This is a genomic window from Rhizobium sp. P1_E6, assembly GCF_056405875.1.
In genome coordinates, this window is sequence record NZ_JBFUBG010000038.1 from 1 (window position 1) to 14,154 (window position 14,154).

At 60.4% G+C, this 14,154-nt stretch carries 15 protein-coding genes and 1 tRNA gene; 9 read left to right on the forward strand and 7 right to left on the reverse strand.

Annotation, left to right across the window (positions count from 1 at the left end; translation table 11 throughout):
* Window positions 1-132 precede the first annotated feature (132 nt).
* Window positions 133-222 (reverse strand) — tRNA-Ser (locus AC1D35_RS18800).
* Window positions 223-449: 227 nt separating this feature from the next.
* Here AC1D35_RS18800 and AC1D35_RS18805 point away from each other — a divergent pair.
* From AC1D35_RS18805 to deoA, 9 genes are all read left to right on the forward strand, one after another.
* On the forward strand, window positions 450-767 hold the full coding sequence (locus AC1D35_RS18805) for a hypothetical protein (protein ID WP_113307217.1): 318 nt from the start codon (window positions 450-452) through the stop codon (window positions 765-767).
* Window positions 768-1,085: 318 nt separating this feature from the next.
* Window positions 1,086-2,078 (forward strand): BMP family ABC transporter substrate-binding protein, encoded by a 993-nt coding sequence (locus tag AC1D35_RS18810; protein WP_113298166.1) that lies wholly within the window; start codon window positions 1,086-1,088, stop codon window positions 2,076-2,078.
* A gap of 72 nt (window positions 2,079-2,150) precedes the next feature.
* Complete coding sequence (locus AC1D35_RS18815) at window positions 2,151-3,662, forward strand: ABC transporter ATP-binding protein (RefSeq protein WP_113307292.1); 1,512 nt, start codon at window positions 2,151-2,153, stop codon at window positions 3,660-3,662.
* Between the two features lie 7 nt (window positions 3,663-3,669).
* Complete coding sequence (locus AC1D35_RS18820) at window positions 3,670-4,773, forward strand: ABC transporter permease (protein ID WP_113298167.1); 1,104 nt, start codon at window positions 3,670-3,672, stop codon at window positions 4,771-4,773.
* Between the two features lie 10 nt (window positions 4,774-4,783).
* A complete protein-coding gene (locus tag AC1D35_RS18825; protein ID WP_113307218.1) occupies window positions 4,784-5,755 on the forward strand; it encodes an ABC transporter permease in 972 nt (323 codons plus the stop codon).
* A 1-nt stretch (window position 5,756) separates the two neighbouring features.
* On the forward strand, window positions 5,757-6,146 hold the full coding sequence (locus tag AC1D35_RS18830) for a cytidine deaminase (protein WP_113298169.1): 390 nt from the start codon (window positions 5,757-5,759) through the stop codon (window positions 6,144-6,146).
* The gene (locus tag AC1D35_RS18835; protein WP_113307219.1) at window positions 6,143-6,937 is read left to right on the forward strand and encodes a purine-nucleoside phosphorylase; all 795 of its coding nucleotides are present in this window, start codon (window positions 6,143-6,145) and stop codon (window positions 6,935-6,937) included. The genes AC1D35_RS18830 and AC1D35_RS18835 overlap by 4 nt, the downstream gene beginning before the upstream one ends.
* 21 nt (window positions 6,938-6,958) lie before the next feature.
* Window positions 6,959-7,735 (forward strand): deoxyribose-phosphate aldolase, encoded by a 777-nt coding sequence (deoC, locus tag AC1D35_RS18840; RefSeq protein ID WP_113307220.1) that lies wholly within the window; start codon window positions 6,959-6,961, stop codon window positions 7,733-7,735.
* 1 nt (window position 7,736) lies between these two features.
* Window positions 7,737-9,044, forward strand: coding sequence for a thymidine phosphorylase (deoA, locus tag AC1D35_RS18845; protein ID WP_113307221.1), 1,308 nt, complete (start codon window positions 7,737-7,739; stop codon window positions 9,042-9,044).
* A 6-nt stretch (window positions 9,045-9,050) separates the two neighbouring features.
* Here deoA and AC1D35_RS18850 read toward each other — a convergent pair whose 3' ends face one another.
* The 6 genes from AC1D35_RS18850 to AC1D35_RS18875 all read right to left on the reverse strand — a co-directional run bounded on the left by AC1D35_RS18850 (window position 9,051) and on the right by AC1D35_RS18875 (window position 14,139).
* Window positions 9,051-9,620 (reverse strand): TIGR02281 family clan AA aspartic protease, encoded by a 570-nt coding sequence (locus tag AC1D35_RS18850; protein WP_113298173.1) that lies wholly within the window; start codon window positions 9,618-9,620, stop codon window positions 9,051-9,053.
* A gap of 126 nt (window positions 9,621-9,746) precedes the next feature.
* The gene (upp, locus tag AC1D35_RS18855; RefSeq protein WP_037100564.1) at window positions 9,747-10,376 is read right to left on the reverse strand and encodes a uracil phosphoribosyltransferase; all 630 of its coding nucleotides are present in this window, start codon (window positions 10,374-10,376) and stop codon (window positions 9,747-9,749) included.
* Window positions 10,377-10,487: 111 nt separating this feature from the next.
* A complete protein-coding gene (locus AC1D35_RS18860) occupies window positions 10,488-11,456 on the reverse strand; it encodes an adenosine deaminase (RefSeq protein ID WP_113307222.1) in 969 nt (322 codons plus the stop codon).
* Complete coding sequence (locus AC1D35_RS18865) at window positions 11,453-12,673, reverse strand: phosphopentomutase (RefSeq protein ID WP_113307223.1); 1,221 nt, start codon at window positions 12,671-12,673, stop codon at window positions 11,453-11,455. The genes AC1D35_RS18860 and AC1D35_RS18865 overlap by 4 nt, the downstream gene beginning before the upstream one ends.
* Window positions 12,674-12,925: 252 nt before the next feature.
* Window positions 12,926-13,507, reverse strand: a complete 582-nt coding sequence (locus AC1D35_RS18870; RefSeq protein ID WP_113307224.1) for a TadE/TadG family type IV pilus assembly protein — start codon at window positions 13,505-13,507, stop codon at window positions 12,926-12,928.
* On the reverse strand, window positions 13,507-14,139 hold the full coding sequence (locus tag AC1D35_RS18875) for a TadE/TadG family type IV pilus assembly protein (protein ID WP_113298591.1): 633 nt from the start codon (window positions 14,137-14,139) through the stop codon (window positions 13,507-13,509). Before AC1D35_RS18875 ends, AC1D35_RS18870 begins: the two co-directional genes overlap by 1 nt.
* Window positions 14,140-14,154: the final 15 nt, after the last annotated feature.

Here is a 14,154-nt window from a genome sequence, read left to right on the forward strand (position 1 = left end):
GGTGGGAGGCAAGCACGCGACGGCGCCCGCTGCATCGCGAATGTCGAATTCGTGCTGCTGAGATCACCACCAGGATTCCACTTTGGAAATCGGCAAAAATACCAATAATCACAATGATGTAGAGAAAACCAATGGCGGACAAGGTGGGATTCGAACCCACGGTACGCTTTCACGTACACACGCGTTCCAGGCGTGCGCCTTAAACCACTCGGCCACCTGTCCTTTTTGGGCGTTCGCGCCTTGGAGAGGAGCAAATCGTCGGAACGGCGCGATATATACCCAAGAATTTTTGCCGATCAACCCAAATCTAACAGTTTTTTGACTTCTTCCGATAAAACTGCGCGCATGCCGTCCATTGCGCCGTGCCCGCGCCAAGCCTATCTCTAGGTTTGGGTGGAGAATGGCGCGGCTCGCCGGACATCAAGGCTTACCCGTCGTCGGAGGAATCGATGCGTTTTTTGTTGCGTCTTGCCAGCTTGGTTGCGCTGGCAGTTGCGGTCATTGCCGGGACGATCGATTCGATTCAGTCCGTTGCCTCCTCTGAAGTGATCATGACCCCGATGGCGGATGCATGGCAGGATGTCAGTCCCTCGACGCTTGTCGCGCTCCAGTCGTCCGTCTCCTATTATGTCCACCCGCGTTTTTACGCCTTCATCTTTCAGTGGCTGATGCTGCAGCCGGCCTTTGCCGTGCTTCTGATAGTGTCGCTACTGCTGTGGATGATCGGCTACAAGAAGCCGCCGGTGGCAGGCCGTTTTACCGCGTAACAGATGGTGCTGGAGGGTGTGGATGAGCGCAACCGGCAGCTACCAGAACGCGAAGATAATGATGCCGGTGCGGCGCCCGCACTGGTTAGAAAATCCGCATTTTAGCGGTCGATTTGCCCAGAATTCAGCCCCCGAGGACTGATTTTCGGCAATGATGGCAAATCTTTACCAACCGAAAAATTTCTCGTGAATTTTTCGTTGAGCCATGCAAGGATGCACGCAGCCAGGCCTCCGGGGGGAGGTCGGTGGTTCCGCAGACATGCCTGGAAAAGGCTTGCGGGAGGACCCCAAACAAATAGCAACAACAGGGCTGCACTCATGAAAAAATCCCTTCTCACCCTCCTTGCCGTGGCAGCGATGTCGACGACGGCGCTTGCCGCMGACATCAAGCCGGCTCTCGTTTACGGCACCGGCGGGAAGTTCGATAAGTCCTTCAACGAAGCTGCCTTTAACGGCGCTGAAAAGTTCAAGAAGGAAACCGGTATCGCCTACCGTGACTTCGAACCGACCGGCGACACCCAGGGCGAGCAGGCTATCCGCAACTTCGCAAGCCGCGGCTTCAATCCGGTCGTCGCCGTTTCCTTCGCCTGGACCTCGGCTGTCGAGAAGGTTGCTGCAGAATTCCCGGACACCAAGTTCATCATCGTCGACTCCGTCGTCGACAAGCCGAACGTCCGCTCCGTCCTCTACAAGGAAGAGGAAGGCTCCTATCTCGTCGGCGTTCTCGCCGGCATGGCGTCCAAGAGCGGCAAGGTCGGTTTCGTCGGCGGCATGGATATTCCGCTGATCCGCAAGTTCGAGTGCGGCTACGAGCAGGGTGCGCGCGCCGTCAAGGCTGACATCGAAGTCTTCCAGAACATGACCGGCACGACGGGTGCAGCCTGGAACGACCCCGTCCGCGGCGGTGAGCTGACCAAGAACCAGATCGACCAGGGCGCTGACGTCGTTTACGCGGCAGCCGGTGCGACCGGTCTCGGCGTTCTGCAGACCGCAGCCGACAACAAGAAGCTGTCGATCGGCGTCGATTCCAACCAGAACCACCTGCATCCGGGTTCCGTTCTGACCTCGATGGTCAAGCGCGTCGATCTCGCCGTCTATAACGCCTACAATGATACCAAGAACGACAAGTTCACCGCTGGCGTCCAGTCCCTCGGCGTCAAGGAAGACGGCGTTGCCGCTGCGATCGACGACAACAACAAGTCGCTGATCACGCCGGAAATGCAGGCTGCCGTCGACAAGGCCAAGGCCGACATCATCGCAGGAACCATCAAGGTTCACGACTACACCACGGACAACGCCTGCCCGAAGTGAGTCGTAACTGAGATCGGGCGTATGGCGGACAAGGATTTTCGCCATACGCCCTTTTCTTATTTGGAGCCTGCTGTGACAGACCAGCCTGCTATCGAACTTGTCGGCATCGACAAGAAATTCGGCGCCGTTCACGCCAACAGGGACATCAACCTGACCGTTGCCAAGGGCTCGATCCACGGCATCATCGGGGAAAACGGCGCTGGCAAATCGACCCTGATGTCCATCATCTACGGTTTTTACCAGGCCGACAGCGGCGAGATCCGCGTCAACGGCCAGCCCATCATCATCAGGGACAGTCAGGCGGCCATCGCTGCCGGCATCGGCATGGTGCACCAGCACTTCATGCTGGTCGAAAATTTCACTGTGCTTGAGAATATCATGCTCGGCGCCGAAGGCGGAGCGTTGCTGGCAAAGGGTGTCGCGTCGGCGCGCGCCGAACTCAAGCGGCTGGAAACGGAATACGGTCTTGAGGTCAATCCGGACGCGGTGATCGAGCAGCTTCCGGTCGGCCTTCAGCAGCGGGTGGAAATCCTGAAAGCCATGTATCGCGGCGCCGAGATCCTCATTCTCGACGAGCCGACGGGCGTGCTGACGCCGGCTGAGGCCGATCACCTGTTCCGTATCCTGGGCGTGCTGCGCGACCAGGGCAAAACCGTCGTCCTCATCACCCACAAGCTGCGCGAGATCATGGCGATCACCGATACGGTCTCCGTCATGCGCCGCGGCGAGATGGTCGCCACCCGCAAGACGAGCGAGACCACGGTCGAAGAGCTTGCCGAACTCATGGTCGGCCGCCGCGTGCTGCTGCGCGTCCAGAAGGGTGAGGCAAAGCCCGCCGATGTCGTGCTCTCCATCCGCAACCTGACGGTCAAGGACAACAGAGGCGTGACGATGGTCGACAACGTCTCCTTCGATGTGCGCGCCGGCGAGATCGTCGGCATTGCCGGTGTCGCGGGTAACGGCCAGTCGGAACTGCTGGAAGCGATTGCCGGCATCCGTAAGCCGGCCTCCGGCGAAATTCTGCTCGACGGCCAGACGATCGACAAGGCCGATCCGGCGCGCCTGCGCGAGCTTGGTCTCGCTCATATCCCCGAAGACCGCCATCACATGGGCCTGGTCCTCAAGTTCGAGGAATACGAGAATTCGGTGCTCGGCTATCACCGCCGGCCTGCCTACAGCCGCGGCCCGCTGCTCGATCTCGACGCCATCCGCAAGGATGCGATGGAGAAGATCGAGAAATACGACATCCGCCCGCCGAACCCGCGCCTGAAGACGGCGAATTTCTCCGGCGGCAACCAGCAGAAGATCGTTGTTGCCCGCGAGATCGAACGCGATCCGAAAATGCTGATCATCGGCCAGCCGACCCGTGGCGTCGATATCGGCGCCATCGAATTCATCCATCGCCGGATCATCGAGATGCGCGATGCGGGCAAGGCCATCCTGCTCGTCTCCGTCGAACTCGACGAAATCCGCGCCCTTTCAGACCGTATCCTTGTCATGTTTGCCGGCCATGTGGTCGGCGAGAAGACGCCCGATGCCGGTGAACAGACCCTCGGCCTGATGATGGCCGGCATTGCCGCGTGAGGCCTCGATGAGCACTGCTTCCGTAACACTACCGAGATGGATCAATTACGGTCTGATCCCTCTTTTGAACCTGGTCATCGCCTTCCTGATCTCCGGCTTCGTCGTCTGGCTGATCGGCGAAAGCCCGCTTGCCGCCCTCTCGCTTCTCATCGAGGGCGCCTTCGGCAGCGGCGAGGGCATCGGCTTCACGCTCTATTATGCGACCAGTTTCATCTTCACCGGCCTTTCGGTCGCCGTTGCCATCCATGCCGGCCTCTTCAATATCGGCTCGGAAGGCCAGGCCTATATTGGCGGCCTCGGCTGCGCGCTGGTGGCACTGGCGCTCGATAATTACGTGCCCTGGTATGTGACGATGCCGATCGCCGTCATCGGCGCCGGCCTCTTCGGCGCTGCCTGGGCCTTCATTCCGGCATTCCTGCAGGCCAAGCGCGGCAGCCATATCGTCATTACGACGATCATGTTCAACTATATCGCCGCAGCCCTCATGGTCTATCTGCTGGTGCATGTGCTGATCGTGCCGGGCAAGATGGCGCCGGAAACCCGCACCTTCCTTGAAGGCGGACAGCTTCCGAAGCTCGGCTGGATCATGACGATGTTCGGAGCCAAGCTCGGTGCTGCGCCGTTCAACGTCTCCTTCATCATCGCGCTGATCGCCGCCTGGTTTGTCTGGGTGCTGGTCTGGCGCACCAAGCTCGGCTTCGATATGCGCACGCTGGGCGTCAGCCCGACGGCTGCCGCCTATGCGGGCATTCCCTATGCGCGCACCGTCATCATCGCCATGCTGCTGTCGGGTGCGCTCGCCGGCATGATGGCGCTGAACCCGGTCATGGGCTCGTCGGCCCGCCTGCAGGTGGAATTCGTCGGTGGCGCAGGTTTTGTCGGCATTGCGGTATCGCTGATGGGAAGAAACCATCCGCTCGGCATCGTCTTCGCTGCGATCCTTTTCGGAATCCTTTACCAGGGCGGCGACTGGATCTCCTTCGAAATGCCCAACATCACCCGCGAGATGATCCTTGTCATCCAGGGTCTGGTGATCCTGTTTGCCGGTGCGCTTGAATATATGTTCCGCCCGGCGATGGTGCACATCTACCAGCAGTTCAAGCGAGCCTGAGGAACGGACGATGGATTATTATGAAATCTTCATCAGCGTTCTGAGCTCGACGATCCGGCTCTCCATCCCGCTGATCTTCACCGCACTTGCCGGCCTGTTTTCCGAACGCGCCGGCATTTTCGATATCGGTCTCGAAGGCAAGATGCTGGGTTCTGCATTTGCTGCTGCCTGTGTCGCCTATCTCACCGGTTCGGCCTGGGCGGGCCTCGGCGCCGGCGTGGTCTGCTCGGTGGCGCTCAGCCTCGTGCACGGCTTTGCCTCAATCACCAATCGCGGCAATCAGATCATTTCGGGCGTCGCCATCAACTTCTTCATCGCCGGTATCACCATCGTGCTCGGCCAGGCCTGGTTCGGGCAGGGCGGCCGCACGCCACAGCTGGCAGCTGACGCCCGCTTCTCGCCGATCACGCTTCCGGGCGCCGATGCCATGCGCGACGTGCCGATCATCGGCCCGCTTTATGCCGGCGTGATCTCCAGCAACAATATCCTCACCTATCTTGCCTTCCTCGCCGTGCCCTTCTCCTGGTGGGTTCTCTATCGCACACGTTTCGGCCTGCGCCTTCGCGCTGTCGGTGAAAATCCGGGTGCGGTGGATACGGCGGGCATTTCGGTGAGTTGGCTGCGTTACCGCGCCGTCATGTGCGCGGGCATCCTCTGCGGCTTCGCCGGCACCTATCTTGCGATCGCCCAGTCAGCCGCCTTCATCAAGGACATGTCGGCGGGCAAGGGCTATATCGCGCTCGCCGCACTCGTCTTTGCCAAGTGGAGGCCTGTGCCCGTCATGTTCGCCTGCCTGCTCTTCGGTTTCCTCGATGCGCTGTCGAACTTCATGCAGGGCAAATCGGTACCGCTGATCGGCGAAGTGCCGGTACAGGTTTTCCAGGCACTGCCCTATATCCTGACCTGCGTCCTGCTCGCAGGCTTCATCGGCGTCGCGATCCCGCCGAAGGCCGGTGGCGTGCCCTATACGAAGGAGCGTTGATATGTCTCACGATCTGTTCGAAGCCGCGCGCGGCGCCATGGCCTTCGCGCACGCGCCCTATTCCAAATTTCCGGTGGGCGCCGCGATCCGCGCCGAGGACGGCAAGGTCTATACCGGCGCCAATATCGAGAACCTCTCCTTTCCTCAAGGCTGGTGCGCCGAGCCGACGGCGATCGGCGCGATGATCATGGGTGGTGCGAAGAAGATCGTCGAAATGGCCGTCATCGCCGAAAAACTGCCGCTTTGCCCGCCGTGCGGCGGCTGCCGGCAGAAGATTTCGGAATTCGCCTCCAAGGACACAAGGATCTATCTCTGCGACGAAGCCGGGGTGAAGAAGACCATGACCATGGAAGAGCTTCTTCCCTTCAGCTTCGAGACGGAACTCGGATGATCGCGACCATCGATCTGCTCGCGGCTCTGCTCGGCGGGCTCAAGCCGCGCTACGGCATCATACTCGGCTCCGGCCTCGGCTCATTGGTCGATCAGGTCACGGATGCCGTGTGCATTCCCTACAAGGACCTGCCGGGCTTTCCGGTCAGTGCGGTCTCCGGTCATGCAGGAAACGTCGTTGCCGGCCATCTCGGTTCGGAGCCGGTCATCATGCTCTCGGGCCGCGTCCACTATTATGAAAAGGGCGATGCCAACGCCATGCGCCTGCCGATCGAGGTGTTACACGCCCTCGGCGTCGAGAACTTGATCCTCACCAATTCGGCCGGCTCCCTGAAAGACGACATTGCGCCCGGCTCGGTGATGCAGATCGCCGATCACATCAACTATTCCGGCATGAACCCGCTGATCGGTGAAGAGAGCGACCGCCGTTTTGTCGGCATGACCAATGCCTATGATGCGGAGCTTTCGGCTGCGATGCGAGATGCCGCCAAGACGCTTGGTATCCCGCTCGCAAGCGGCGTCTACATGTGGTTCTCGGGCCCGAGTTTCGAGACCCCGGCCGAAATCCGCATGGCTCGCATTCTCGGCGCCGATGCGGTCGGCATGTCGACTGTGCCCGAGGTCATCATTGCAAGAATGCTGGGCTTGAGGGTTGCCGCCGCCTCGGTAATCACCAACTATGGGGCTGGCATGACCGGAAACGAGCTCAGCCACGAGGAAACCAAGGATATGGCGCCGGTTGGCGGTGCCCGTCTCGCCGCTATACTGAAAGAAATGATTGCCGGTAAATGATTGCCGGCGGAGGAAGCGAAAATGAATAGCCATTCCAGCCGGGAAACGGCCGCTGTTGCCCTCTCCCTTCTCGATCTCACCAATCTGGCGGATGACTGCACCCAGGAGCAGATCGATGCGCTTTGCGCCCGCGCGCAGACGCCTTATGGCAATAGCGCTGCAATCTGCATCTGGCCGCGTTTCGTCGCCCATGCCCGCATCGTGCTCGGCAAGGGCCATCCGGTCCGCATCGCGACCGTCGTCAACTTCCCCTCCGGCGACATGGAAATCGCCGATGTCGCGGCCGAAACGCGCGAGGCGATCGCCGACGGCGCCGATGAGATCGATCTTGTCGTTCCCTATCGCAAGCTGATTGCGGGCAACGAGAAGGCGGTGACCGATATGGTGGCGGCCGTGCGCGCCGAATGTGTTGCGCCCGTTCTGCTGAAGGTCATCATCGAGGCCGGCGAGTTGAAGGATGCCGCCATTATCCGCCGCGCGTCCGAACTGGCGATTGAGGCCGGTGCCGATTTCATCAAGACCTCCACCGGCAAGGTCGCCGTCAATGCGACGCTGGAGGCGGCCGACATCATGATCCGCTCGATCAGAGAAAGTGGTCGCAAGGTGGGCTTCAAGCCGGCCGGCGGCATTTCCACCGTTGCGGATGCAACCCTCTATCTGAGCCTTGCCGAAACCATCATGGCGCCGGATTGGGCCATGCCTTCAACCTTCCGTTTCGGAGCATCCGGCCTGCTCGACAATATCCTTTCCGTTCTCAGCGGCACGGAGCCAAAGCCGGCGGCTGCCTCGAGCTATTGAGATGATCCCGCAGGAGATCATCCGCCAGAAGCGTAATGGCGCGGAACTTCCATCCGGCGATATCGACGCCTTTATCGCGGCGCTGGCTGCCGGCAATCTGTCGGAGGGCCAGATCGGCGCATTCGCCATGGCTGTCTGGTTCAAGGGCATGTCGCGCACCGAAACCGTTGCGCTGACGCTCGCCATGGCGCGCTCCGGCGACATGCTCTCCTGGGAGGGAATCGACCGGCCGGTCGCCGACAAGCATTCGACCGGCGGCGTCGGCGACAATGTTTCGCTGATGCTTGCTCCGATTGCCGCTGCCTGCGGTCTGGCGGTGCCGATGATATCAGGCCGCGGCCTCGGCCATACCGGCGGTACGCTCGACAAGCTCGAATCCATTCCAGGCTATGTAATCAACCCCGACGCCGCTCTCTTTCGCAAGGTGGTGAAGGATGTCGGCTGCGCCATCATCGGCCCGACGGGTGCCTTGGCGCCAGCCGATGGCCGGCTCTATGCCGTGCGCGATGTGACGGCGACCGTCGATTCCATCCCGCTGATAACGGCTTCGATCCTTTCCAAGAAGCTTGCTGCCGGCCTTCAGACATTGGTGCTCGACGTCAAGACCGGCAACGGCGCCTTCATGGCCGATCCGGAGCAGGCAATCGTGTTGGCGCATTCGCTGGTCGAGGTCGCAAATGGCGCGGGCGTGAAGACATCGGCATTGATAACGGACATGAACCAGCCGCTTGCCGATAGCGCCGGCAATGCGGTGGAAGTGCGCAACTGTCTCGATTTCCTCGCAGGCCGAAAGGCCGGCACCCGCCTTGAAACCGTGGTGCTTGCCTTTGCCGCCGAAATGCTCGTGCAGTCCGGCGTTGCCGGCTCGCTGTTCGAGGCGGAGGGCAGGGCACAGGAAGCGCTTTCCTCCGGCAGGGCTGCGGAGATTTTCGCCCGCATGGTGCATATGCTGGGCGGCCCGGCCGATCTTCTGGAACGGCCGGATGCCTATTTGCGCCGGGCACCGGTCGAGCGCCCCGTTCCGGCGTCCCGCGCCGGCTGGCTCGCTGCCTGCGATGCGCGTGAATTGGGCGTCAGCGTCATCGATCTTGGTGGCGGCCGCCGCCATCCGGCTGACAGGATCGACCACAGCGTCGGCTTCACCGGCCTGCAGCCGCTCGGAACGCGTGTGAATGAAGGCGATCCGATCGCCCTCGTTCACGCTGCCGACGAGGCTTCGGCCGAAAGGGCCGTCGTCGCACTTGCAGCAAACTATCGCATTGCCGACGAAAAACCGGCGCTGCCGCCCGTCATCGCCGGCCGTATCTGATGGGATTTATTGCTTGAGGCTGAGGGAGCCGTCGGCAACAGAGTAGGAAGCAAGCTTCTGCAGGAAGCTCATACCAACAAGCGTGCCGCTCAGCGCCTCATCCTTCAGCACGAAAGCTTCGACGCTGCGAACGCGGATGCCGCCGATTTCCATGCGATCGAGCATCACGTGCGCCGCCTTGGTCTGGCCGTTCGCCGTATTGACCGCATAACGGAAATCGAGCTGGTTGCCGCTATAGCCCAGCCTGCGGGCGAGGCTTTCGTTCAGCGCGACATAGGTGGCGCCGGTATCGATCAGCCCCTGCACCGGCTTGCCGTTGATCCTGAAATTGCCGGTATAATGGCCCTGCGCATCGGCCTGCAGGCGGGTCATACCGCCATCGCCGATCGTGGCCGGCGCGTCAGGTGCGCTATCTTCGGTCGAGACGAAATTTGCGGAAATTGTATTGCCGGGCTGCTGCGTCGTGCGGGTGAGCAAAGAAGGCACTTGTGTCGCCAGCGCAGCCGCGATGCTGGCAAATATGACCGTACGCATGAGCATGAAACAGAAATCCTTCCTGTATAAACCCCGCCTCATGCGGGACCTCACGCTTCAAGCAGCTAAGCCATAAGTGCTGAAAAGTTGCTAACGGGAACATAAAAAAGGCCCGGAACGAACCGCCCGGGCCTTGCAAGTCTTTCGAATTGGTAAAGGAAATCGAAATTATTTGGTGCCGTACATGCGGTCGCCGGCATCGCCGAGACCGGGCACGATATAGCCCTTCTCGTTCAGATGACTGTCGATCGCCGCCGTGAAAACAGGAACGTCCGGATGGGCGGCGCGGAAGTTCTTGATCCCCTCGGGAGCGGCCAACAGGCAGAGGAAGCGGATATTGTGCGCGCCGCGCTCCTTGAGCTTGTCGATGGCGGCAATCGAGGAATTGCCGGTCGCAAGCATCGGGTCGACGACGATGATCAGGCGCTCGGCGACATCCTCAGGCGCCTTGAAGTAATATTCGACCGGCTGCAGCGTTTCGTGATCACGATAGACGCCGATATGGGAAACGCGGGCGGAAGGCACGAGATCGAGCATGCCTTCCAGCAGTCCGTTGCCGGCGCGCAGGATGGAGGCAAAAACCAGTTTCTTGCCTTCGAGGATCGGCGACTGCATCTCCTGGATCGGCGTTTCGATCGTCTCCATCGTCAGTTCCAGATCGCGCGTCACCTCATAGCAGAGCAGTGTCGAGATTTCGCGCAACAGCCGGCGGAAGCTGCCTGTCGAGGTTTCCTTGCGCCGCATGATGGTGAGTTTGTGCTGCACGAGCGGGTGATCGATGACTGTGACGCCGTCCATAGGAGAAACCTTCCAATTCTTTGTTCTTATCGGGTGTTTTTTCCATGGAAATTGCCTCCACTGCAAGAGCAGAGGTGAATTTGCCTGGAGCATTAACAATCCCGTCCACCTCTAGAGGCGGGCGAGCAACGCTTTGCGAGTCTCTTCATCGACGAAAGCCGCCTCGACGGCCGTTCGCGTCATCGCATTGATTTCAGCATCGCTGAAGCCGAAAGCCTCCGAGGCAAGCTCGTATTCCCGCTTGAGCGACGTGTGGAAGAAGGGTGGATCATCGGAGCTGATCGTCACCTTCACACCCGTATCCCTCAGCCTGCGCAGTGGATGCGCGGCGAAATCCGGAAAAACCTTGAGCGCGATATTCGAGCCGGGGCAGACTTCCAGCACCGTGCCTTGGTCAGCAAGCCGCTTGACGAGATCGGCATCCTCGATTGCCCGCACACCGTGGCCGATACGCGAGGGGCGCACCTCGTCCAGTGCATCCGAAACGCTGAAGGCACCGCAGACTTCGCCGGCATGGATGGTCAGGCCGAGCCCTGCATCGCGGGCGATGTCGAAGGCGCGCGCATAGTCGGCGACGCGGCCCATCCGTTCCTCGCCGGCAAGATTGAAACCGGTAATCAGCGGATTATTGGTCTTCGCCGCATATTCGGCAGCGCCGATCACGCTCTCAGGGCCGAAATGCCGTTCACCTGTTACAATTAGCCGCGCCTCGATGCCGCTTTTTGCCTTCGCCTGGCGGATGCCTTCGCACACGCCCGCAATGTAGGCATCCGCGCCGAGACCGATACGCTTGCCGTGATCGGGCGAAACGATGAGTTCGCTGTAGATCGTACCGATGCCGGCAAGCTCTTCGAGATAGGTTTCCGTCAGCAGCGCATAGTCATCCTCGGTCTTGTAGACCTCGGAAACCTTGTCATAGCATTCCAGAAAGCTCGCGAAATCGTGCCAGACATAGGCGCCGTCCTGCAGATAGGCGCTGATGTCGATACCGTATTTACGCGCCTGAGCCTCGGTCAGGGCAGGGGGGGCGGCACCCTCCAGATGGCAGTGCAACTCGACCTTCTTCAAATGCGATGTCACAGAAAACTCCTTCCATACGGCCCCGAGGGAATGCCGAGATGCCGCGCAATGCTCTCGCCGATATCGGCGTAGGTCCGACGCACGCCGACAGAGCGCGATCTGATGCCGGGACCGTAGGCGATAACAGGCACGCGCTCGCGCGTATGGTCGGTGCCGCGCCAGGTCGGGTCGCAGCCGTGATCGGCGGTCAAAACCACGAGGTCGCCGGCCCGCAGCTTCTTGTGAACTTCCGTCAGGCGTGCGTCGAAGGCTTCGAGAGCGGCTGCATAACCCGGCACATCGCGGCGATGACCGTACGCCATGTCGAAATCGACGAAATTGGTGAAGACGAGATCACCGTCCTCCGCCTCGTCGATCGCAGTCAGTGTCGCATCCATGAGGGCATCGTTGCCATTGGCCTTGATCACCCGGGAAACACCGTGATGGGCGAAGATATCGCCGATCTTGCCGACCGCATGCACATTGCGGCCGTGCTGAACGAGCCGGTCGAGCAGCGTCGGTTCCGGCGGCGGCACCGAGAAGTCGCGACGGTTGCCCGTTCTCTGGAAGGTCGCAACGCTCTGGCCGATGAAGGGGCGCGCGATGACGCGGCCGATATTATAGGGATCGAGAAGACCGCGGGCGATCTGGCAGAAGTTGAGCAGGCGGTCGAGGCCGAAATAGACCTCATGAGCCGCCACCTGGAAGACGGAATCCGCTGACGTGTAGCAGATCGGCTTGCCGCTGCGCATATGCTCCTCGCCATAGCGGGCGATGATATCGGTTCCCGACGCATGGCAGTTGCCAAGAATGCCGGGCACATCAGCTGCACGGCAGAGCGCTTCGATCAGTTCCTGTGGAAAGGCATCGCCCTCGCTCGGAAAATAGCCCCAGTCGAAGGTGACGGGCGTTCCGGCGATTTCCCAATGTCCCGATGGTGTGTCCTTGCCGCGCGAGGTTTCGTTGGCGGCGCCATAGACACCATAGATCGTGTCCGGCAGTGGCATGCCGGCCGGAAACTGCCCGGTGGCGGCTCGCGCAATATGCAACAATCCGAGTGCCGACATGTTCGGGAGCGCAAGAGGGCCGGAACGCAGGCCTGCTCGGTCGGCAGCACCGGCGGCACAGAATTCGGCGATATGGCCAAGCGTGTCGGCGCCTTCATCGCCATAGGCTGCGGCATCCGGCGCTCCGCCGACACCGAAGGAATCCAGAACGAAGAGAAAGGCACGCGCCATTTTTCACCCGTATTATCTGCTGTCGCCAGCGTAAAGCTGGAACGATCTGACTGGCGCCCAGCCATATAATGACGGGAACCGCTTGGCAAATTTGAGGTGTGGAAGCGCCAGAGCATGTCGCGCAAAAGTGTGCAGCAGTTTTGCGATAACGACATGCGCCAGATAGAAAGCATGTTGCGCAAAGTGTGCAGTGGTTTGCGATAACGACATTCATCGACAGCGTGGCAGGCGGATACCAGGGATCGTGATACGCTAGCAGTCCCCGCAGGGGATATTTTCGTTCTGTCGCTGGCGATAGAAATAGCTGCGGCCGATCGTGATCGTGCGCATCTTCGCAGGCATGAAGTTGGGCGCAAAGACGAATAGTGTATAGGGTATGCTGAGTTCGCTTCGGATGAGGAAGCTGTTGGCCTTCTTCATTTCCGTCGGCACGTCGGAAACCGTGCTGTTTTTGGCATAAGGCGCTGCCCCCTTTGACGCCCAGGACCACATGACAGTAGGTTTGGAGCTGCCGTCGATCTGGATTGCGGTGACCTTCACCAGCATATCCGAACTGTTATAGGGCGAGTAGATCGGCGGCGCGGCTTTAGCGATATCTGTAAGAGAACTCTTTGTGACGCTCTGCTGTTGGGTGACGATATCGGCGATCGAGCCGGCAGCGCGTGTCGTGCGCTTGCTGACGCTGAGCCCGACCGTGATCTCGAATGCGCCGAGATAGAGCATGACCAGAACCGGGAAGATGATGGCAAACTCGATGGCGCCGACGCCCTTCCGGTCGCGTGCAAAACGCCGCGCCGTCGAACCCAGCCATATGAGAAGTCCGCGGCGGGCCACTATGGATACTGCTCGTTCTGGAAGGCGGCCGTCGAGACGATCAAATATTCGCTCGGCATGGAACTGCCAACCGGACGAAGCCCCGTAATGTAGGGACGCACGAGATCGACGATGATGGACCAGCGATAATAGGCACGCAGCATGTTGATTGAACCGGGGCCGCCAGGCGTGAACTTAAAGGCTGAAATTTTCAGATCGGAATATTTATCCGCAGACATTCTCGGGATCGCTACTGGCATGGCAGCAAAGGTGGGGAAGCTCTGCACATCCAGATAGAGCTTGCCGGGTGTCGCCGCCTCCGTTTGCGAACAACGGATGATGATCGAGATTTCATCGCAGAAGGCCTGCCGGAACTGGGTCTGCGTCTTATAGCCCGCACGCGTGGGATCGACGAAGGTGATCTGCCCTGTCCGCATCTGGCGGCTCATCGTATCGACGGCGTTCGAGACGAGTTCTTCCGCAGCAAAGGCGATGAAGGTTTCCAGGATGGCGAATACGACGACGAAATAGGGAATGGCGAGCAGCGCGAATTCGATCGCTGCGGAGCCGTCGCGCGAGCGGGCCAGGGCGCGAAGTCTGGATAAACGGAGGGACGCACGCACCTTGCCCGTCTCCTGCTCACTGATCGCCATAGTCTGGCCTCGAAA